Annotated in this window: 19 protein-coding genes; 8 read left to right on the top strand and 11 right to left on the bottom strand. The window is 42.5% G+C overall.

Features of this window, described 5'->3' with window-relative positions; genetic code table 11:
• Window positions 1-192: 192 nt before the first annotated feature.
• Window positions 193-978 (bottom strand): transglutaminase-like domain-containing protein, encoded by a 786-nt coding sequence (locus tag RT084_RS09595; protein WP_203172392.1) that lies wholly within the window; start codon window positions 976-978, stop codon window positions 193-195.
• Window positions 979-1240: 262 nt separating this feature from the next.
• On the opposite strand from RT084_RS09595, the gene RT084_RS09590 reads away from it, so the two are divergent.
• The 3 genes from RT084_RS09590 (at window position 1241) to rapA (ending at window position 5514) form a co-directional block, all read left to right on the top strand.
• Window positions 1241-1696, top strand: coding sequence for a diacylglycerol kinase (locus RT084_RS09590; RefSeq protein ID WP_007115648.1), 456 nt, complete (start codon window positions 1241-1243; stop codon window positions 1694-1696).
• A gap of 43 nt (window positions 1697-1739) precedes the next feature.
• A complete protein-coding gene (locus tag RT084_RS09585) occupies window positions 1740-2552 on the top strand; it encodes a DUF72 domain-containing protein (RefSeq protein ID WP_219332154.1) in 813 nt (270 codons plus the stop codon).
• Between the two features lie 112 nt (window positions 2553-2664).
• Window positions 2665-5514 (top strand): RNA polymerase-associated protein RapA, encoded by a 2850-nt coding sequence (gene rapA / locus RT084_RS09580; RefSeq protein WP_313099578.1) that lies wholly within the window; start codon window positions 2665-2667, stop codon window positions 5512-5514.
• A gap of 152 nt (window positions 5515-5666) precedes the next feature.
• On the opposite strand, the gene RT084_RS09575 is transcribed toward rapA, so the two are convergent.
• Window positions 5667-5873: a hypothetical protein gene (locus RT084_RS09575; protein WP_060994499.1), complete on the bottom strand. Its 207-nt coding sequence runs from the start codon at window positions 5871-5873 to the stop codon at window positions 5667-5669.
• Window positions 5874-6040: 167 nt separating this feature from the next.
• On the opposite strand from RT084_RS09575, the gene RT084_RS09570 reads away from it, so the two are divergent.
• Both RT084_RS09570 and RT084_RS09565 read left to right on the top strand, forming a co-directional pair.
• Window positions 6041-7933 (top strand): putative nucleotidyltransferase substrate binding domain-containing protein, encoded by a 1893-nt coding sequence (locus RT084_RS09570; RefSeq protein ID WP_313099571.1) that lies wholly within the window; start codon window positions 6041-6043, stop codon window positions 7931-7933.
• A gap of 52 nt (window positions 7934-7985) precedes the next feature.
• Window positions 7986-8633, top strand: a complete 648-nt coding sequence (locus RT084_RS09565) for a 3'-5' exonuclease (RefSeq protein WP_312385900.1) — start codon at window positions 7986-7988, stop codon at window positions 8631-8633.
• Between the two features lie 75 nt (window positions 8634-8708).
• Here RT084_RS09565 and RT084_RS09560 read toward each other — a convergent pair whose 3' ends face one another.
• The gene (locus tag RT084_RS09560; RefSeq protein ID WP_203172387.1) at window positions 8709-9470 is read right to left on the bottom strand and encodes a hypothetical protein; all 762 of its coding nucleotides are present in this window, start codon (window positions 9468-9470) and stop codon (window positions 8709-8711) included.
• Between the two features lie 326 nt (window positions 9471-9796).
• On the opposite strand from RT084_RS09560, the gene RT084_RS09555 reads away from it, so the two are divergent.
• Complete coding sequence (locus tag RT084_RS09555; protein WP_313099563.1) at window positions 9797-11605, top strand: D-alanyl-D-alanine carboxypeptidase/D-alanyl-D-alanine-endopeptidase; 1809 nt, start codon at window positions 9797-9799, stop codon at window positions 11603-11605.
• Between the two features lie 19 nt (window positions 11606-11624).
• Here the strand turns inward: RT084_RS09555 and RT084_RS09550 are convergent, their stop codons facing one another.
• Together RT084_RS09550 and RT084_RS09545 are read right to left on the bottom strand one after the other, a co-directional pair.
• Complete coding sequence (locus tag RT084_RS09550; protein WP_312385904.1) at window positions 11625-12224, bottom strand: NUDIX hydrolase; 600 nt, start codon at window positions 12222-12224, stop codon at window positions 11625-11627.
• 20 nt (window positions 12225-12244) lie between these two features.
• Window positions 12245-12454, bottom strand: coding sequence for a hypothetical protein (locus tag RT084_RS09545; RefSeq protein ID WP_312385905.1), 210 nt, complete (start codon window positions 12452-12454; stop codon window positions 12245-12247).
• 105 nt (window positions 12455-12559) lie between these two features.
• Here RT084_RS09545 and RT084_RS09540 point away from each other — a divergent pair, with 105 nt between their 5' ends.
• Both RT084_RS09540 and RT084_RS09535 read left to right on the top strand, forming a co-directional pair.
• Window positions 12560-13120 (top strand): NUDIX hydrolase, encoded by a 561-nt coding sequence (locus RT084_RS09540; RefSeq protein WP_312385907.1) that lies wholly within the window; start codon window positions 12560-12562, stop codon window positions 13118-13120.
• 397 nt (window positions 13121-13517) lie between these two features.
• Complete coding sequence (locus RT084_RS09535) at window positions 13518-14909, top strand: patatin-like phospholipase family protein (protein WP_312385908.1); 1392 nt, start codon at window positions 13518-13520, stop codon at window positions 14907-14909.
• Window positions 14910-15000: 91 nt separating this feature from the next.
• Here RT084_RS09535 and dapC read toward each other — a convergent pair whose 3' ends face one another.
• The 6 genes from dapC to RT084_RS09505 form a co-directional block, all read right to left on the bottom strand.
• Window positions 15001-16209: a succinyldiaminopimelate transaminase gene (dapC, locus tag RT084_RS09530; protein WP_312385909.1), complete on the bottom strand. Its 1209-nt coding sequence runs from the start codon at window positions 16207-16209 to the stop codon at window positions 15001-15003.
• A gap of 178 nt (window positions 16210-16387) precedes the next feature.
• Window positions 16388-16753, bottom strand: coding sequence for a hypothetical protein (locus RT084_RS09525; RefSeq protein WP_312385911.1), 366 nt, complete (start codon window positions 16751-16753; stop codon window positions 16388-16390).
• Between the two features lie 140 nt (window positions 16754-16893).
• Window positions 16894-18282: a phospholipase D-like domain-containing protein gene (locus RT084_RS09520; protein ID WP_312385913.1), complete on the bottom strand. Its 1389-nt coding sequence runs from the start codon at window positions 18280-18282 to the stop codon at window positions 16894-16896.
• 9 nt (window positions 18283-18291) lie between these two features.
• Window positions 18292-18936, bottom strand: coding sequence for a Shedu anti-phage system protein SduA domain-containing protein (locus RT084_RS09515; RefSeq protein ID WP_312385915.1), 645 nt, complete (start codon window positions 18934-18936; stop codon window positions 18292-18294).
• Window positions 18937-18946: 10 nt separating this feature from the next.
• Complete coding sequence (locus tag RT084_RS09510) at window positions 18947-20080, bottom strand: leucine-rich repeat domain-containing protein (RefSeq protein ID WP_312385917.1); 1134 nt, start codon at window positions 20078-20080, stop codon at window positions 18947-18949.
• Window positions 20081-20097: 17 nt separating this feature from the next.
• Entirely contained in the window at window positions 20098-20346 is a 249-nt protein-coding gene (locus RT084_RS09505) for a hypothetical protein (RefSeq protein WP_312385918.1), read from the bottom strand.
• Window positions 20347-20443: the final 97 nt, after the last annotated feature.

Below are 20443 nucleotides of genomic sequence, written 5' to 3'. Positions count from 1 at the left end.
TGGTAGTGTGGTTCGCCCATGTGAGAGTAGGTCATCGTCAGCTCCCTATTCCAAACCACCCTCTTTATTCGTTTAAAGGGGGTGTTTTTTTTTGGTCTTTGAAATTCCCAAGGAAATTTTGCATATTGAGGTTGAAAAATTGGCATGAAAGCCTTTTAATAAAGGCTTCCACTTTGAAGATTCATACTAAAATCAGTCGATTTTTTCTACGTTAACTTTCATATCTTTTAATTCAAATGGCGCGAAGAAAGTCGCAAAAGCAACATCCGCAGCATCCCTTCCATAACCTAAAATCACACGACCGCCTTTTGGCGCAGATTGCGTGGCGTCAAATGTGTACCATCGATCGCCAATAAAAACCTCATACCATGCATGTAAGTCCATTGGGTCAAGTTGATATAAGTAGCCAACTACCATGCGAGCCGGCATATCTAATGCCCGTGATAGACTGATGCCCAAATGGGCAAAATCACGACAGACGCCTTTTTTATGCTGCCACGTATCTAGTGCTGTGGTCTCTGCTGTACTGCTACCATATTGATAAGTAAAGTTTTGGTAAATATAGTTGCAAATTGCCGCTGCTTTGTCATAACCGTCGGCAAAATCTTGGGTTATCATTTGGGCTTCTTGAAGTAGAAATTCTGGCAGACAATAGCGACTGGGTAACAAATATACCATTGTATCTGAAGGCAGTTGCTCAATCGGTGTTTTTGGCATACCGGGTGCGACGTCTATCCATTCGCTAGTATATAGCTCAACTGTTAGGCTAACTTGGTAATCCCCCATCGGAAATAAAACCCTGTCACATAAGTTACCAAAATTGTCGTTATAGCTTGTAACTGCTAGGGGTGGCGTGACTTGCCATTCTTCTTGAGTGATGTGCTGTGCTAACCCTGATTGCGGTCGTAGTAGAAACACCGCAGGGGTTGGCTGAGAAAAGTGATAATCGAGTTGGCAAGTGGCGCGTAATTTCATCATAGATTCTTCATCAAATAAGGTGACAACACTAACTAAAAAATGCAAGGTGGAGTGATTGCTGCAAAAAAATAGCAGAAGGCTTAGAATTTATGCCATTATCATTAAAATGGCAATCAATATTTATAGATTTTATTTGCACTTAAATTCGCATGATTCAAAGCTTGTTTATCAACGGCTATCAATGCTCGCGGCAGTAGATATTGTGAAAATTATAGGATTAATCTATGGTAGAATGAGAAAATTTTTATAACCCATTACCATCATGACATCACCTAGTTCAAATCAGCGTCCTGATAAGTTTGCTAGCCATTTAGCCAACCATTTAGATGGGTATGCCGCGCAGACCAAGGGAAAAACGGGTCTCAAACGTATCATCAATGCCGCAGGTTACTCGAAAGATGGTTTAGTTGCGGCATATCAAAATGAAGCGGCTTTTCGACAGGTTGCATGGCTCAATAGCATTTTATTAGTTGTGCTGATTTTTTTACCTTTTATGATGCCGATTAAAATGATATTGGTGTTTTCATCGTTTTTTTCTCTGATCGTCGAGTTGTTTAATACCGGTATTGAAGCGTCAATTGACCATACATCGACAGAACGTCATCCGTTGGCAAAGATTGGTAAAGATGTAGGTTCTGCCGCGCAGCTATTAGCCTTGACGATGCTGTTTTTGTTATGGATGATGGCGCTATATACGACTTTTATTAATTTCTATTAATCAATGCTGGGCTAATTTTGCAATTAAGTAGAACCAATTTTCTATGAGCATCTATATCGGAACAGGGGGATACAGTGATACGGATTTTTTGGGAATCCTGTATCCTGCTGACACCAAAAAAACCGAATTTTTAACCGAGTATAGTCGTCATTATGCCACTGTTGAAATCAATAGTAGCTTTTATGCGCCTTTAGGTCGAAAAGCGTATGAAGGTATGCTCAAAAAATCCAATGGGCAGCTAAAATTTTCGATTAAGATTCACCAAGATTTTACCCACCGATTAACCGCCACTGCAGAGACCGCGCAAGCTTTTTTGCAGGCGATTGAACCTATTTTAGCGGCAGATTGTTTGGCTGCGTTATTGATTCAATTTCCGCATGGTTTTGATAGAACGGTGGCACATCGTCAGTATTTGGCAACCTTGACCAGTTGGTTTGATGGGTTGCCATTGGCGATAGAGTTTCGCCACCAAAGCTGGCATATCCCGCAAGTTTACGCCAGTTTTCAGCAGCAAAATTTGATTTGGTGTAGTGTGGACTATCCAAATATCCATGGTTTACCGCCCAGTCGGCTGTTATTTACTAGCCGCATCGGTTATTTACGCATGCATGGGCAAAACTTAGACTGGTGGGATGCCCATTCGGCGGCCGAGCGGCATGATTATCGATACAGGGATACAGAAATGCAAGCTTGGGCAAAGACCATTGCCAATCAACAAGCCAATTTTGATACCTTGTATATTTACTTTGAAAATACGGTAAAAGGTCACGCGGTGTATAATATTGAGATGCTCACACAAGCGCTCATGAACGAAGGTATGCCAGTCGTCAGTCCGTTGGTAGCGAATGATGAGTGAGTAAACAGCCGCTATCAACAAAATCATTCACTTGAAAATGTAATTTTTGCTATCATAAACAGTTTTACTTTTCATCATTTAAATTTCTAATTTGGAAGCATGGTTAAGCGGTATGACTGATTTTGCGATTGGACAACGTTATCTGTCGGATACAGAGAATGAATTGGGGCTGGGCGTCGTCGTGCTCGTTGATGAACGCTGCGTGCATATTTTGTTCCCGCAAAGTGAAGAAACGCGTGTGTATGCCAAGACATCGGCGCCTTTGTCGCGTGTGACTTTCAAAGCAGGGGATACCATACATGACCAAGATGGCGCATCGTATGTGGTCAGCGATTTTGAAGAGACCAATGGCGTCTATAAATACTCGGTTGAAGGTCATGACCGTGCGATTATGGAAACGCGCCTTGCGGCTAATATTAATTTGGCAAAACCACTTGAGCGCTTGCTTGCCAGTCGTATCCACCAAAATGATTGGTACGAACTGCGCCAAGAGCTACTGCGTACCCAAGCCTATTTGGCGTCTCATCCACTAAGAGGCTTGATGGGTGCACGTGTCGATATTATTGAGCATCAGCTGTATATCGCCCATGAAGTAGGTAAACGTATCGCGCCGCGCGTGCTGCTTGCCGATGAGGTAGGGCTTGGCAAGACGATTGAAGCGGGTCTCATTATTCACCAGCAACTCATCACCGGCAAATCTGAGCGTATTTTGATTTTGGTACCTGATAGTTTGCAGTACCAATGGATGATTGAAATGCGTCGTCGTTTTAATCTTGAATTTGCTATTTTTGATTTGGTCAGAACCGCAGCGATTGCAGAGCATGACCCTGAGCAAAATCCTTTTACGACTGAGCAGTTGATTATTGCCAGTATCGATTTGCTACTCGACCATGAAGATTTGCATGAAAAAGCCTTGGAAGCGGGGTTTGATTTGCTGGTTGTGGATGAAGCGCACCATCTGCATTGGGACAGTGAGCAAGGGGGCAATGACAAATACGATTTGGTTGAAGATTTGGCTGAACAAACCGCAGGTGTTTTGTTACTCACAGCAACCCCTGAGCAGTTAGGTTTAGAAAGCCATTTTGCGCGGTTACGATTGTTAGATCCCAATCGTTTTAATGATTTAGACGACTTTATCGATGCAGAAGAAAATTTTGCGCAAACCGCAGCAATTGCTGAGGTGTTATTGAGTGACCAATCGCTGTCAGATAACCAAAAATCAGCGTTAGCTCAGTTGTTAGGTCACGACATCAGTGATGACGAGCAAGGTCGTGCGCGCGCCATCAATGAATTGTTAGATCGTCATGGTACTGGTCGTGTGCTATTTCGCAACACCCGTGAGAGCGTGTCTGAGCTTATTTCTGGCTTCAAAGGTCGGCGCTCAATGGCGTATCCGCTGCCGCTACCGATAAGTTGGCAAGACAGTTATCACACCCAAGGTAAATTGCGCGAACAATTATGGCCAGAAGAGTTACAGCCCGATGGCAGTTGGCTGGAACAAGACCCGCGGGTGCCTTGGCTGGTTGATTTGCTTAAAAACACCTTAAAACATCAAAAGGTGCTGCTGATTGCGCGCAGTGGGGCAACGGTCGAGAGTTTAGAGGCAGTATTACGATTGCATGCGGGCATTAAAACCGCGATTTTTACTGAGCAAATGACCTTACTTGAGCGCGACCAAGCGGCGGCATATTTTGCCGATATTGAAGGCGCGCAAGTATTGTTGGCGTCTGAAATTGGCTCTGAAGGGCGTAATTTTCAATTTGCCAGCGATTTGGTGCTGTTTGATTTGCCCGCCAATCCTGATACATTAGAGCAGCGGATTGGCCGCCTTGACCGTATCGGTCAGCAAAACGAGATTACCATTCATGTGCCTTTTGTCGAAGGCACGGCAACTGAACGTATGTACCGCTGGTATAACGAAGCGCTAAACATTTTTAACCAAATCTCACCCACGGCGCAAACCGTTCAAGAGCAGTTTATTGTGGATTTAAAACCGCTGCTTGAAGGGCAAAAAGTCGAAGATGAGGGTCAAGAAATTACGTTAGATCAGTTGATTGAAGAAGGCAAAGCCCAGCGTCTCGCACTAGAAGCAGCCATGCAAGCAGGGCGTGACAGACTGCTTGAATATAATTCTTGTCGCCCGCGTGTCGCCAGTAAAATCGCTTACACCATGCGAGATTTTGATGATACCCACATGTTGCCACGTTTGTTTGAACGCTTTATGTCGTCCATCAATATGGAATATAGTGGACAGCGTGACGGCTCATTGATGCTACATCCGAGCGATGAAGTACAAGTGCAAGGACTGGCAGTCCCTGAAGATGGTATGACCTTGACTTTTGAGCGTGACCAAGCGTTACTACGCGAAGACATGGAATTTATGACTTATGAGCATCCTTTGATGCAAAGTATCTTTGAAACAGTCAACGCAGGCACGTTTGGTAATACCACGGTTGCAACTTTACAAAGTAATGCCATGCCTGAAGGCCTGGTCTTGGTCGAAGTTAATTTTCGTGTTGAAGCGATTGCGCCAAAGCTCCTTAATTTACCCGCATTTTTGCCAAAGCCGCTTATTCGGGTGTTTTTAAGCCAGCAAGGCACTGATTTTAGCGATAAAATTGCGCCTGATATGATTGTGTCGCATATTCATCGTTTGGATAAAACCCGAGCGCGTCAAGTCATCAAAGCGCGTAAAGACATCATCGAAGTGCGCTATGAGCAAGCAGTAGCATTGGCAAACCAGCAATTACCTGCGATAAGTGAGCAAGCCAAAGAGGTATTTAACCAGCGCTATGAGCGTGAAGTGGAGCGCCTGCAATATTTGCAATCCATCAATCCGAATGTACGGGACGCAGAAATCAATCAATTAAAACGTTTGCAAGAACAGGGCTTATATGCACTGGGTCATTTATCCTTAATTCCTGATAGTATTCGTGTGCTAGTCGCGGTCAAGCCAAATTAATTGTTTTGAATTTAGGTTAATTTAGGTTAAAGGTCAGCTTATATTAGGCTGACCTTTGTTATATGTTTGCATTTTCCATTTTTTAGTTAAGACCAGTTGCCAGGTCTAGTTGCCAGGTCTATTTATCAGGCTTAGTTAGCAAAGCTAGTTATTTACACCTCAGGATTCACCACACTCATACTAAATTTAAGTCCGATACTAATCAGTACAATCGCCAGTGGCAACAGCACCATCGCAATGCGTTGGGTTTTATACCTGACAGGCGGCTCCTTACTGACTTTAGATAATAAAAAACATAGCATACCCGCGACCAATGTCAAAATCCCTAAGCCCAAACAAAGAAAACCTAAATAATTCATCTGTTTACCCTTTACCCATACTGATATGTTTGACGGGTTTAAATTACATACGACGACCCATAGATATTTGTTGAAACACGATTGTTGCCTCAGACAACTTTGATTATAATCTAACAAGACTCATAGGACATGAGATTTATTTTTAGCTGCAATACAAGGATGGTGATATGAGTGGCTCACCAATACAGGCTTTGGACATACAACATCTACACCACCCCCCGTTTGATACACTAAGCGCTCAGCAGCGAACCCATCTGCAGCAGCACAGTAAAATCGTCTATTTGGACAACTTACAGCCCATACCTGCAGGATGGCAAGGGGATTTTTTTATTATCCTTAAAGGCTTTGTTCATCAATTACAAGGTGATGCGTTGATTTCTACCTTAAATGCAGGCGATTGGTTTGATACCAAGGTCAGGCAAAACGGTGTGTTCAACTTTATCACCCAGCAGCAAAGTCTGATGTACCGTATCGATGGCCAAGTGCTAAGCGCAATCACTGAGCAAAATCCCAGCTTAAAAAACGCCTTGTTTGCCGATGTCGCTGCCCGTCTTAACCATCACCAAGCCCGCCTTGCCCAAAGTGAAAGTCAAAAACTGCTATATCAACCGATTGCCAATTTGGGACAGCATATCAAACCACCGCATTTTGTCGATGATACGGCAACCCTATACGATGCCACGATGGCGATGAACCAATTTGACATCAAGCATATTTTGGTTAAGTCACAAGCGCGAATGACCGAAGCGGAGCGTGACAAACTCATCGCACAAGGCGTCGAAAAATCCACCATCGCAGCGTATGTCGAGCGCATCGGTATTTTTACCCAAACCGATGTATGCCGAGCGATTGGACAAAAAGTTGATTTTGCCACTACGCCTGTGCTGGACTTTACCAATTTTAAAATCCATACCGTGCATCAATCGCAAGATGTCAGTGAAGCCTTGCTAACCATGCTACAAACTCGTACCCACCGTTTACCCATTATTGACAGTCAAGGTCAAATCATTGGGATTTTGGGGCAAACCGAATTACTGAGCTTTTTAACCAACCATTCCAATCTTATCGTCGCTCGTATTGAGCAAGCGCAGAGCTTAGAGGATGTTGCGGTGGCGGTGGAATTGATTGGTAAATTTATCCGTGAGCAGCACGCCAGCGGCATCAAAATCCATGTTATCAGCCGTATGGTGCAAAGCTTGAATTTACAAGTGTTCGCCAAGGTATGGCAGCTGATTGTGCCTGCTATCACCTTCTACAATACCTGTCTGTTTGTGATGGGCTCAGAAGGGCGTGGTGAACAAATCTTGCGTACTGACCAAGACAACGCGCTAATTATCCGCAATGGTTTTAAAGATGACAATCTGCCCAGCTATGCGGCGCAGTTCAATGAGGCATTGGCGAATATGGGTTATCCCTATTGTGATGGCAAGATTATGCTTAGCAACGAGCGTTGGCGAAAAACTTCAACCGCCTTTGAAAAACAAATCACCGCATGGTACGTGAGTGGCAGTAGTGAAGATATGATGTGGATTGCGACCTTAGTCGATGCGCATTTTGTTTGCGGCGATATTAAGCTCTTTGAGCAGCTGCAAAAACATTGGCAAGTCAGCGCGAAAAATGTGGCGACTAGCAACTTTATCAACCGTTTTGCCAAACCAATTTTGCAATTTGGCGATAGCAGTGGTTGGTGGCAAAAATTTGTCGGTGGCAGTGAGACTGATATTGACCTAAAAAAAGCAGGGATATTCCCGATTGTCCATGGCGTGCGAGCCTTGTCACTGGAATATCATATCACTGATACCAACACCAGAAACCGGCTGCAGCAGCTGGCACAGCAACACGTGCTAGATGATACCATGGCGCAAAATCTGGCAGAAGCACTGGATTTTTTTATGGCAAAACGACTGGATGTGGCATTGACCACACAAGATAGAAAAGCGCGAGTGGTAAATCCCAATCACTTATCAGCCCTAGAAAAAGACTTGTTAAAAGAATGTTTGGCGATGGTCAAAGATTTTAAAACCTTTATTACCCATCATTATCGCCTAGATATTTTTTAATTAAAGATATTTTTTAACGAAATAGATAGTGTTAATTGCCTAGAGAAAAACCATGTTTAATCGCATCAAAAATCTGTTCGACGGTCAAAAACTTGAGCGACAAAAACAGCGGCTCAGCAAGCCGGAGTACGCTTATCTGTTTGATAACCCGCTATCTAAAGTCCCCAATGAGTGGGTGAGCCTAGATCTAGAAATGACCGGGCTTAATGCCAAACAAGATTATATTTTAAGTGTCGGTGCAGTACGGGTACGCAAAGAAAGTGACGGGTTTGTGATTGATACCGATAGCGCGCTGTCATTGGTATGCCGTCCGCCTGTGATGCCCACCGATGACACCATTGTGATTCACGGATTAAGACCGATAGATGTCGACAATGGCTTATCGTATGACGAGATGCTCACCCAATTATTGCCCATGCTTAAAAACCGTCCGATAATTGGGTTTTGTGTGGACATGGATATGGCGTTTTTAAATGCCATTGCCAAACCGTTTTTAGGGGTGGAACTGGCTAATAAACTTGTCGATGTCAGTCGCTTGTATCAACAAAATCAGCATCGACATGACCCCAGCCAAGTTGGGCAGTTACCACACCTCAATCAACTGCTAGAAGAATACCAAATCCCGCGATTACCTGCCCATAATGCCCTCAATGATGCCATTATGACTGCCATGTTATTCACCCACTTGATGCAGTCATAGCGGGCTTATGAAGTCATAAAAGCTAACCGACATAAAAAAACTCTCATCATGAGAGTTTTTTATCTAAAAATGACTTTATTTTTTGCTAGCCGCGGCGTCTGCGCCTTTTGGTTTGATGCCTGCTTCTTGGGTTAATTGCATCAACATGGTACGGGCTTCTTCGGCAGATTTTTGCGCTTTTTCCATCGACTTAGCAATTTCTGGATTGGTCTCTGGGGTTGCCGTTGGTTTTTTGATTAAAGCCGCCGTACCGGCACGGCTATTGGTGATACTTTCAACCATTTTATCGCGGGTTTGTGCGACACGCGGGTCATTAAATTTTAGTTTGTTGAGCGTGGCTTTTTGCAAGTCTAACTGTGCCACCACTTCTTTAAAGAAAGCTTGTTGGTCAGCAGGCGTTTTGGCGTTTTGCATTTTTTTTGCCATTTCTGCTTGTTTGGCTTGGGTAGTGCGGTCAAGCTCATTTAAGGTTTTAAATAACTGAGTCAAATCCGCTTTTAGGGCAAGATTGGGTGTTGCAGCCGCGGCATTATTGGCGGCAACTGTAGGGGCGCTGCTAACGTTGGCGGTTTTTTCTGCAGTCGCTGGCGTGGTGACAGTAGTTGTGGTTGACGAAGCGGTGGTGGTAACAGCAGCAGCACTAGCAGGCGCGCTAGAGATGGCTTGGGATGCTGCCAAAGGTGCAGTAGTCGTAGAAGCTGACGTGGTGGTAGTCGTCGTTGCAGAAGCAGTGGTGGTTGCGGCTTTGTCATCTTTTTTTGAGCATGCAGATAACGCTAGCACGACACTCATAGCACCTATAGTCATGGCAGAGGTGGCGATAGATTTGTTTAACATAAATTTTTTTAACCTAAATAATTTTGACCCAACACCCCAAAGCAAGGGGTCAGCGTTCTCGATTGAAACCCAAAACGGCAATAGCAGTGACTGCAATGTAGTAATTAGGCGACAGTTTAGCAAATATCTGAAAATTGAAATGTAGAGAATTGCAACAGAAGGCTACGGCAGTTTGTCTAAATGCCTTAATTTTAGCCGATTTGCTATGAAATCAGGTGGATTTTTATGGCAAAAAGCGCTAAGGTGACAGCTTATTTTTGCCTAATTTATTTTTGCCTAATAAGATTCGATACCTAGTATAGATTCGTCACATTGTTGCTGTTGTTATGAAAAATTCTCGCCAATCCGTGGGTCTGCAAACCCGCGCCACTCAATTATTGTCTTTAAAAACAGGTTTGTTGCTAGGGATGGCTTGTCTGTCCTTGGTGGGTCATACGTCAGATACCACACAAGTGCAGCCGCCAATACTCACTGATTCGGTGACCAAGCAAAGCCATGCAGTCATGGGGCAGCGCGATCCAGTCAACAAGCTACCTGAAGCGATTCAAGCCAAACTTGCCCAAGCCAATATTCCGACCGATAGCATGAGTATGGTGGTACAACCGTTAACGGAAAATCCGCAAAGCGCAGCATCGACTGCGCCCCAAACGCCTTTGTTTAGTTATAATGCTGATGTGCCACGTACCCCTGCATCTACGCAAAAACTGATTCCCACTTATGTGGCGCTCGATAGTTTGGGCAAAGACTTTGTTTGGCAAACCAAATTATATCAGCATGGTTTTGTGTGGAAAGGCACGCTTTATGGTGATGTGATTGTGCAAGGCAGTGGCGACCCAAAACTGGAAAACGAGCGCTTGTACCAACTGCTTGCCATGATCAAAGCACAGGGTATACAGCAGGTACAAGGCAATTTAATCATCGATAATCGCCAATTTGAAGGGGTGGATTTTGATGTTAATGCGTTTGATGGTAAAGGGTTACGCCCTTATAATGCCCAGCCCAATGCTTTATTGACCAATTTTGGTACGGTGGAAGTGGATTTGGTGCCAATAGCAAAACCCAATGCCACACCGGTCGTAAAGCCTAATACCAGCAGCGTCACGCGATCCACAACATCGGCTTCGACAGATATCGACAATCCCGCGGCAAATCTTGAGCAAATCCAAAGCAAACCCTCGATTAATCCCAAAGACGTAGCCGCGTATCAGGTCATCCTAAAGCCTGCGCTGGCAAACTTTACTATGCCTACAACACTTAAAGCCAGTCAAGCGCCTTGTAATAACAACCAAGATGATTGGATTGGAACATTGACGTCCACAGGATTGAGCTTTCACCAAACCGCGTCCGCCTTCTGTGGTGAGCAAAAACGCTATCTGACGTTTCCTGATGGGGATGTACTGGTCAAACAACAAATTATCGCTGACTGGCAAAAAATCTTGCCAAACTTTACAGGGAATGTTGAATTTGCCAGTCCTGCGGTGGCTTATATGCAGCAAGCCAAGGCGATACCGCAAGCGCTACCTTGGTATATTCGCTTATACCTAAAATACTTTGGCAAACCCTTGACCCCAAAATTGGTTGGCTATGTCGCATCCAATCCATTGCACGAGCAAATCAAAGACATCAATCAGCACTCCAACAATGTGATGACGGAACAAATCGCCTTGTCGCTACCGCTGTATGCCGACAAGCAGCGTATCAGCACTTATCCAAAAACCTTTGCCTACATTCACCAGTGGTGGCAACAAAAGCTGCCCCAAGCACAGCCCCCTGTGATGACTAGAGCCTCAGGTTTATGCCGTGATTGCCGCGTGGCGCCCAATAGTATGTTAGCGCTGCTAACTCTCGCTTATCATTCACCCAATTTTACCGTATATCGTGATTCGTTGGGCGTGGCAGGCGAGTCGGGTACCATCAAAGCGCTCAAACTGCGCCAGCCAAATAACCCTGCCATTGGGCATGCTTGGATCAAAACAGGCACGCTTGATAATGTCACCAGTATGGCAGGCTATGTTCAAGGCAAATCAGGAAAATGGTATGCAGTGGTTGGGATGATTAATGCCGACAATGTCAAAAATAATAGCAATGCCAAAGCCGTGCTCGATGAAATGCTAGCGTGGACAGCGCTGCAGTGATTGGTTTGTGGTTGATTGGCTATTTATCGTGAACATTAAAATACCAATCAATCTGGCGGTCAAATCCCATTTCCAGTAGGCTTGCGGTGATGCGTCCCGTCAAGCCCCACACGGTCTCGCCATCAATGATAAAGCTGGGTGATACCATCACTTGGCGACCCAAATCATACGCATAATCGATGGTCGGCTGGTGAATAAGCGTGGCTAAGTCTGCCCAAAATAGCCTTGCAATTTCGCACATCTCTGGCACAAGGTTAACACTGGGTGGTATTACCCCTACAATCGGCTTGACAGGTCTGCCACTTTTGGCAAATTGTAGGGGTAATTCGCCCAACACAGTCACTTGACTGGGATGAATACCGGTTTCCTCATGCGTTTCTCGTAACGCGGTAGCTTGGTTGCTATCGTCTGTGTCTTCGCGTCTGCCACCTGCAAATGATACTTCGCCGGCATGTTCTCGCATATCCGAAGCGCGCAACGAGTACAAAACTTTTGGCTCAGCTTCATTGGTAATGGCGATGAGTACCGAATACGGCTGCGGCGTGGGGTCGAATGGCAGTTTTGCGATTCGCTCAGCCAGTTGGGTCAGTAAGGGACTTTGAAATCTAGTTGTGGACATAATTTTTAATTCATCAAAATTTAATGGGCAATTTCGCAATGTTTATAGGGCGCTTTGAGTTGACCGAATTTATCTAAAACTAATTGTCTATTGTCGATATCACTATCAAGCGGTAAAGCTGGCATAGCTGAGACAGGTTTTTGCATACTAGGCTGGGTATGCAGGACGCTACAACCTGCTAATAATCCCAAACTTAATACCCAGCTAAATACTAAGCTAAACTTTCTCATAATCGGCTGCTCAAATCATTTTTATCATGTAAAAACCTGCAATCAATGCTACCATACTTAAAACGACTTTCACCTCACAAAACATAAAAATAATAGGAAAATGCCATGCCTTACTGCCTGCAATGCGGTCATCTAGCCGAAACCAAAATCCCGCCGATGGACAGTCTGCCGCGCATTGTGTGTCCGTCTTGTGGCTACATCCATTACGAAAATCCCAAAGTCATCAATGGCTGTTTACTCATCCATGAAGATAAAGTTTTGCTCTGTCGCCGCGCGATTGAACCGCGGCATGGTTATTGGACGTTGCCTGCAGGCTTTATGGAGCTTGGCGAGACGATGAAAGATGGCGGCAATCGTGAGTGCTTTGAAGAAGCCGAAGCCATCGGCAGTGCATTAGAGTTATATTGTCTATACGACATACCCGATATCGGACAGATTCATATGATATTTATCGGCTCGCTCAAAGATGGCAAATTTGGGGTGGGCATCGAGAGTCTAGAATGTGCGCTGTTTGCCGAAGAAGACATTCCTTGGGAAGACTTGGCGTTCCAAAATGTCATTGAAACACTGCAACATTATTTTGCTGACCGCAAAGCAGGGGCGACGCTCGGTAATTTTCCCATCCATCAGCAAGTGATTGTCAAAGACGTGCATTTGGGCGATTAACTGTCCATTTAAACGGCAAATTGTTAGCTAAAAAGATACGGGCGTAGCGCATAGGCTCTAAATATCTAGGCTCCAGATATTTAGGCTCCAGATATTTAGGCTCCAGATATTTAGGCTTCAAATATCTCCGCTCTAAATACCTACGTTCTAAATACAACAATGATTGCGCCGCTTTTTTTACTAGAAGTCAGCTTTTTAAAATTGCACGTATTCACCTTGATACAACATAGATATTTAAGCAACAATGTAGATATTTAATCAAAGGCTCATGAATGACAAAATCCTAAAAAAATTCACACATACATCATTTTGTCACTATAAAATCTTGCTACAATACTTGAGTGATATATCTTCTATACGATAAAAAAACAATATATTTATGGATGATGAGATTACTATGTCAACTAGAAAAACTATTTCCACACCTGTGCAACCACCCCAGCCGGTAACTGATACTTCATCACCAATCATGGCGATAGAACCGCCAAACCCAAACCCCAATCAGCCCACACCACAAGGCACGCCACCGCTCAAAGAATTGGTCAAACAATACGATAGCGTGTCGTTGCTGCTGCAAGGTGGCGGTGCGCTTGGTGCCTACCAAGCAGGGATTTATGAAGGGCTGCATAAACAAGGCATCAAAATCGACCGTATCTCAGGTATTTCAATTGGGGCGCTCAATACCGCCATCATCGCAGGTAACCGTCCGGAGAACCGCTTGGCAGCGCTGCAAGGGTTTTGGAACACCATCACCCATCGTAACTACACCCCTGCAGGGATGAACATCTACCGTCAAACGGCCAATGAGTTAGATAAACTCAGCAAGATTGACATGGTAAGCCATTTTATGCCGTGGATATTTGAAAATGGCTTTTTAAAGCAGCAGCTGCGGGTGATGGAATCTACCGCTGAGGCTTGGCAAACCATGATTGAAGGACAGCGTGGCTTTTTTAAACCGCGTTATTTTGTGCCGTATGACACCACCCCCAATCACTTAAGCTATTACACCACCGACAAGCTGCGCGAAACCCTGGAGCGTTATTGTGATTTAAAACTGGTCAATGACGTCAATCGGATGAAAGTATCGGTGTCTGCGGTCAATGTGCGTAACGGTAACTTTGCTATTTTTAGCAATGAAAATGAAGAACTGCACTACGATCACTTTATTGCATCGGGTGCACTACCGCCAGGTTTTCCAGCGGTTGAGATTGATGGGGAGTATTATTGGGATGGCGGATTGGTGTCCAACACGCCGCTCAATGAAATCTTAAGCCATGAAGAGCACCTCAAGCAATTGATTTTCCAAGTGGATTTGTGGAATGCCAAGGGCACGGTGCCAGAGAATATGATGGAGATTGACGAGCGCATCAAAGACATCCAATATTCCAGCAAAACCCGCATGGTTACTGACTTTATGGCGCAAAAGCTGCGTTATACGCGCCTTATCAAAGAGTTACTCAAAATCATCGATGACGATGCTAAAGTTGATAAAGTTGAAGAACTGTGCGTCAACAAAGCCCGCGAAATGACAGAAGTCGGTGTCAAAAACGTGATTCATCTGATTTATCACAAAAAGACTTATGAGCGCGGCTATAAAGACTATGAGTTTAGCGGCTCAACCATGCAAGAACACTGGGAAAGTGGCTTACAAGATATTGAGAACACGTTTCGCCACCCAGATTGGTTTATGTTACCTGAAACCGATGACATCTTTGTCAGCCATGACATCCACCAAAAACGCAAACGACTGGCACAGGTCAGTACCCTGCTAAAAAATCTTGAAGACTAGCAGTCGTTGTACGTTGAATCTTTACAAGCTGAATGCTTATAAAAAGTCAAAAAAAGTGATGGTAGCTAGCCATCACTTTTTTTATGAAAAATCACACCAAATTTGATAAGTCTAAGCTCAGCAATCGGTCAATCGCCTCGCTGCTTTGTGCGATATCTGCAACCAATGCCATCCGCACATGGTTTTTACCAGCGTTACCGCTGTTCTTTTGGTATGAGGGCGTATCGCGAGATAGGTAACGCCCTGCAAGCGCATGGATATTTAGCTGTTCATAAATCACTTTGACAAACTGCTCATCATCTTGTACCGGTAACCAAAAATAAAAACCGGCATCAGGACGGCGTAGGGGTAATTTGTCTGACAGCTTGTCCATCCATAAATCAAACTTTTGGCGATATAGTTTGCGGTTTTCTTCCACATGGGCTTCATCTTGCCACGCGGTAATCGAAGCCATCTGATGATGAATCGGCATCGCACAGCCTTGATAAGTGCGGTACTGGGCATACGGCGCTAGTAGCTTGGCATCACCTGCCACAAATCCTGAGCGCATGCCTGGTAGATTGGAGCGCTTTGACAGCGAATGAAACACCACGCAATTGGCAAAATCATCGCGTCCGAGTTTGGCGCAGACTTCAAGTAGTCCAATTGGCGGCGTATCAAAGTACAGCTCACTGTAGCACTCGTCACTGGCTAGGATAAAGCCGTATTTATCCGATAGCTCAACCAGACGTTGCCACTGCGCCATATCCATCACCGAGCCAGTTGGGTTGTTTGGACTACACACAAAGACCAGTTGGGTTTTTTCCCAAACCTCGCTTGGCACGCTGTCATAGTCACCGACAAAGTTATTGTCGGCAGTACAATTGACAAAATACGGCTGTCCACCAGCGAGCAGCGTCGCCCCTTCATAAATCTGATAAAACGGATTGGGCATCACCACGTAAGGTCGTTTGCTATCCTCACGGTTAAACGCCGCTTGCACAAAACTAAATAGCGCCTCACGTGTACCCATCACCGGTAACACTTGGGTGTCGGCATTTAATTGTTTGACCTGAAAACGGCGCTGTACCCAATCGGCAATCGCTTGGCGCAGCTCGGGCAAACCGTTGGTGGTGGGGTAATTTTGGATTTTAGCCAAATTGTCTTTGATGACGTCTAACACAAACTGTGGCGGTGTGTGCTGCGGCTCACCGATACCCAGTTTAATCGGGGCATAGTCTGGGTTTGGGGTGATGCCTTGTAGCAAGGTTGCCATCTTGGCAAATGGATAAGGATGCAAAAGTTGTAATTGCGGATTCATAAGGGGTTGGCTGTCCATATATGCGAGAGAGCTAATTTTAAAATACTGTGATTTTAAAAGTACCGGGATTTTAAAAATACTGGGGTGTTAAAAATACTGTGAAAAATGAGGTTACTTTACCCCGAATCGCTGAGTTTGCCAAGATTGAACCAAAAGTTTGCTAAAAGTTGATAGCCAATTAACGTTTTGAACCATGAGCTTGGGCACTATTTCGCTCAAAGTTTCGCTCAAAAAAATGGGTAAAGGTGAGTATCAAGGTAAAAAGGGTCGGGAAAAAGCAGGTGTTTACTATATCATGCACACTGCCTTGCCAGTACCAGTGCTTGTCAATTATAAGTTGGTCATGTCTGTCTAGCACTTCACCCATGCTGGCAGCAGCAATCACCGTGAATAAGGCAATAAACCAACGGTAGCGGTGATTTTTAAAAAGTAGGCTTATTATAAGAAATACCGCAATACCAACATAAATATGCAGGGCATCTCGCTCTAAGCCTGTGAAGCTAACGATATGGGTTTTGATGTCTTGGAATACGGAGTCGTACATAGGAAGATTAATTTTGATGAGAGGGTTGGCAGAGCATAGCGATTTTCTGCCAACGGTTAAATACGGTTTTTGTGTTGAATTATTACGGGCTTCTTAGAAGTGCGGCAATGCGTTCAGTTAATTTATATAGTTTCTATAACTTAACTTTTAAAAAAGCCAAAAAATGGTTTTGCTTCCTTCAATTTTTGCTCTAACCTGACGATTTCATCAATTAGCTGTTCTTTGGTTTGGTTAAAATACTCATCCCAATCATCAATTTCGCTAATCGTTTGGTAAGTTTTATCGTCTTTTAACTCAAAAATCTCAGTTTCAATTTGGCTAATTTTAAATTTTAGCTGAGTGATAATGGCTTGTAGTTGTGATTTTTCGCTGACTGTTTCGGAGCGTGGGGCGAAAATGCCTTGTTCGAGTTCTGCCAAGATTTTATTGACTGTCGCAATATCATTTTGTTCATAGGCTTGGTTGAGCTGAATAAAAAGCTGTTCGGCAACGTCTTTCATGTCTTCGCTCACTCGGTCTGGATGGCAAATTTGACTGGCTTTGCGATAGGCTTTTTTTAGGTCTTTGCGTTGTTGTGCGTCTAGTTCAAAAATGGTTTTGGCATTTTCAATTTCAATTTGTTCGTGATATTCAGCTTCGTCTTGGACAGCTTCAGCATAAGCTTCTGGGTCATTTTCGCACGACAATTTGCGTAAATGTAAGAGTCTACTAATATAGGAGCCTAATTCTTTAGTATGTCTATAATTAAATTCACTTAGTAATTTTTCGAGCTCAATTTTCTCATTATCGTAAGCGTTTAACTGATGCTCAAGTTGTCGAATCTCAAGTTTTAGAGCCACTAAGTCAATATCATTGTAAATAACAATGGCTTGGTGATTTTTGATAAAATCATTTATTAACCCAATAGCGGTGCTAAATTGGTGCAATTGTAAGGCATGAGTTATTTGGTTGATGTCCTGTTGAAAGCTAAAGACTTGAAGTTTGGCGGTTTCTCGGGTGATGTCGTCTAGGTCTTCTAAGATGACGTAGTTTTTGAGTATTTCTAGGCGTTTGATGATTTTGTCGAGTGGTAAGTCGGGGATATGGTCTTGGTGGTCGAAGTAGCTATTACGGATTTTTTTGAATTGTTTGATAAATGATTGGGCAAGGACGCTATCACCTGTGGTGATGATGATGTTTTCGTGGTTGCGTTCGGCTTTTTTACTCCAGTTGTAAGAGCCGTTGATGACAGTATATTCGTCGATGATACAAAATTTGTTGTGCATTAAATCGTCTTTGCCATCACCGATAAGATAAGTGACTGAGTTGCCGATGTTAAGTTGGTTGTAGTCGATGGGGCTTTGTTGGTTGATGGGGTCGTTGCTGATGAGTAGTTGGACAGTGATGCCTTGTTTGGCTTTGTCTAAAAGGGCGTTAAATAGGCGTGAGTTGGTGAACCATGCGACTGCAATGTAGATGGATTGTTCAGCTTGGGTGAGTTCTTGCTCAATGCGGTCGGCGATGTTTTCAAATAGGGCTTCGGTTTGCATTTTTATGCTCTAGTTTAGTCTTTGTTTCCAAAAATTTAAATAATCGTCATTCAGGCAATAAGTTTGTAAATCTTTTGCTGGCAAGGAAACTGGATTTACTTCAAAACTCCAAAAATGGTCTGTAATTTTCTCATATTTGTTTAAAGCCTTATAAAAAATATCTGAACTTCTAACTTCAATATTCGTGGTGCGATTATTATGTTCTCTCCAGTTAAGTGCTTCATGCTCTAACCAATCATTTCTATCACCTGCCACTAATATCCAGCGAAAGCGAGAAACAGCCCCAAAAATTCTTGATTTTTCATGTGGAAATCTATCAAAGTATCTTTGCCAAGATTTTATCTGTTCTATGGCATGGTTCAGGTCGCTTGTAGGCTCGCCTTGTTTAGTAAATAATTTCATTTTGGGTTTTTCAATCTCCACAATTACCCATTCTGCACCATCTGAATTGTCATTCAACCAACAAAAATCGCAACGATATTTATCACCAAAACTAACTTCATTAAAATTTGGTCTAATTCCGTAATGTCTATCGTATAATTCGCTTAACAAAAATGAGTTGCTTTTAATCAAGTTTAACAATCTTAGTTCTGAATTTTGTATGAAAGCTAAATCTAATTCTTTTCTTACAAATTCTGTATCAAAAAAAGGCATTCAATACTTCCTAAAAAATTATTTCGCAATTAGGTAAATTTTGGCGTAGCCAATCAATCTGATATAAAAGAATGGGATTGTTCTGTAAATTCAGCCATTCCAATTTTTTTAAATTGGCTAGTGCAGATATATTGTTAATCTGGTTTTGTCTTAAATCTAATCTAACCAAATTTTTCAGATTAGATAATATGTCGATATTTGTAATATAATTATCCCATAAAAATAATTCTTTTAAATTGATACATTTTATTAAGGGGGTTATATTATTTATTCGATTATTTCTTAGCCCTAAAGTTTCCAGTTTTGTCAAATTCGACAAAGGTGCTATATCAGTTATATTATTATCAGTCAATTCAAGCTCAATTATATTGGCTAAATTACTTAACGATGATATGTCGTATATTTGATTACCCCATAAATTTAATTTTTCTAAATTTAATATATTGCTCAAAGATTCAATTCTTTCTATGTTATTAAAACTCAATTCTAATCGCTTTATATTTATTAACTTGTCTAAAGCAGAAACACTCTGAATTTGATTTCGATACAATATTAAGCTATTTAGATTAGTTAGTTTAGCCAAAGGAAAAATGTCAGTGATTTGATTAAAACCTAGGTCTAAGTCAGTTAGGCTGTATAAATTACTCAACGCTGTAATATCTGTGATATTATTACTATTAAGATTGAGAGTGCATAATCGTTTAAGGTTAGATATATCCGAAATATCATTAATTGCATTTTCCCATAACTCTAAAGTGGTAATATCCTTTAAATAACCTAAACAACAGATATCTTCGATGCCTTCTCTAGGTAGATATAGCTCATTTAAAAAAAATATTTTTTTTAAATGAGCTATTATTTGGGTTTTGTTAAACCAATCTATATCCAACTTAGTGAGTACAAAATTGTACTTTTCTAAATTCTCTACCCATACCCACTCATACTCTACAATATCCAAATCTAAAACATTTTTTAAAAACAATGCTCTATAATAATCCTCAAGCGACAACCACCATTCCCAATGTTTATCAAAATCATCAACTTCTGCCAATAACTTATTGGTGATTTTTAAACTCTTACTCGCATTTCTTAACGCTACGCCATTTCCTGTTGTAGTGGTAAGTTGGTTTTTATTTTGATTCATTTTTAATTATTCGCTTGTTAATTCTTATTTTTTGGCATTACAAGCCACCATAAAAAACTGCTAATTAGAATTGTTGGTACGCCAATATAAATGACCCAAACACCAACATAAGACAGAAAGACCATGCAGCCTATAACTATGAGAGAAGAAATCAATGCTATCCAGCCAAAAATAGCTGACAATTTACCTCTAATTCCTTGGTGATCAAATAATTCAATCAACCCACCAATTAAAATAAAAATAATAATCCCAATAATCCATTCCATATGATAGAACTGACCTTATTTCAAAAAATTTATGTGAAAAATGTTTATTAATCATCATATCTTACCGATTATTGGTATGATGGGCTAAATTATTTAT

The sequence above is a fragment of the Moraxella sp. CTOTU48717 genome (genome assembly GCF_032057165.1).
Lineage (GTDB): Bacteria > Pseudomonadota > Gammaproteobacteria > Pseudomonadales > Moraxellaceae > Faucicola > Faucicola tetraodonis.
Note: the sequence above shows the minus strand (reverse complement) of the source record. Positions and strands in the feature narration are given on the sequence as shown.

Coding starts and splice junctions, on each gene's coding strand:
- RT084_RS09560 (WP_203172387.1), bottom strand. CDS start 9,470: ATGTTAAACAAATCTATCGCCACCTCTGCCATGACTATAGGTGCTATG.
- RT084_RS09565 (WP_312385900.1), top strand. CDS start 7,986: ATGTTTAATCGCATCAAAAATCTGTTCGACGGTCAAAAACTTGAGCGA.
- RT084_RS09555 (WP_313099563.1), top strand. CDS start 9,797: ATGAAAAATTCTCGCCAATCCGTGGGTCTGCAAACCCGCGCCACTCAA.
- RT084_RS09585 (WP_219332154.1), top strand. CDS start 1,740: ATGAGCATCTATATCGGAACAGGGGGATACAGTGATACGGATTTTTTG.
- dapC (WP_312385909.1), bottom strand. CDS start 16,209: ATGAATCCGCAATTACAACTTTTGCATCCTTATCCATTTGCCAAGATG.
- RT084_RS09590 (WP_007115648.1), top strand. CDS start 1,241: ATGACATCACCTAGTTCAAATCAGCGTCCTGATAAGTTTGCTAGCCAT.
- RT084_RS09510 (WP_312385917.1), bottom strand. CDS start 20,080: ATGAATCAAAATAAAAACCAACTTACCACTACAACAGGAAATGGCGTA.
- RT084_RS09575 (WP_060994499.1), bottom strand. CDS start 5,873: ATGAATTATTTAGGTTTTCTTTGTTTGGGCTTAGGGATTTTGACATTG.
- RT084_RS09520 (WP_312385913.1), bottom strand. CDS start 18,282: ATGCAAACCGAAGCCCTATTTGAAAACATCGCCGACCGCATTGAGCAA.
- RT084_RS09550 (WP_312385904.1), bottom strand. CDS start 12,224: ATGTCCACAACTAGATTTCAAAGTCCCTTACTGACCCAACTGGCTGAG.
- RT084_RS09595 (WP_203172392.1), bottom strand. CDS start 978: ATGATGAAATTACGCGCCACTTGCCAACTCGATTATCACTTTTCTCAG.
- RT084_RS09515 (WP_312385915.1), bottom strand. CDS start 18,936: ATGCCTTTTTTTGATACAGAATTTGTAAGAAAAGAATTAGATTTAGCT.
- RT084_RS09545 (WP_312385905.1), bottom strand. CDS start 12,454: ATGAGAAAGTTTAGCTTAGTATTTAGCTGGGTATTAAGTTTGGGATTA.
- RT084_RS09540 (WP_312385907.1), top strand. CDS start 12,560: ATGCCTTACTGCCTGCAATGCGGTCATCTAGCCGAAACCAAAATCCCG.
- rapA (WP_313099578.1), top strand. CDS start 2,665: ATGACTGATTTTGCGATTGGACAACGTTATCTGTCGGATACAGAGAAT.
- RT084_RS09535 (WP_312385908.1), top strand. CDS start 13,518: ATGTCAACTAGAAAAACTATTTCCACACCTGTGCAACCACCCCAGCCG.
- RT084_RS09505 (WP_312385918.1), bottom strand. CDS start 20,346: ATGGAATGGATTATTGGGATTATTATTTTTATTTTAATTGGTGGGTTG.
- RT084_RS09525 (WP_312385911.1), bottom strand. CDS start 16,753: ATGTACGACTCCGTATTCCAAGACATCAAAACCCATATCGTTAGCTTC.
- RT084_RS09570 (WP_313099571.1), top strand. CDS start 6,041: ATGAGTGGCTCACCAATACAGGCTTTGGACATACAACATCTACACCAC.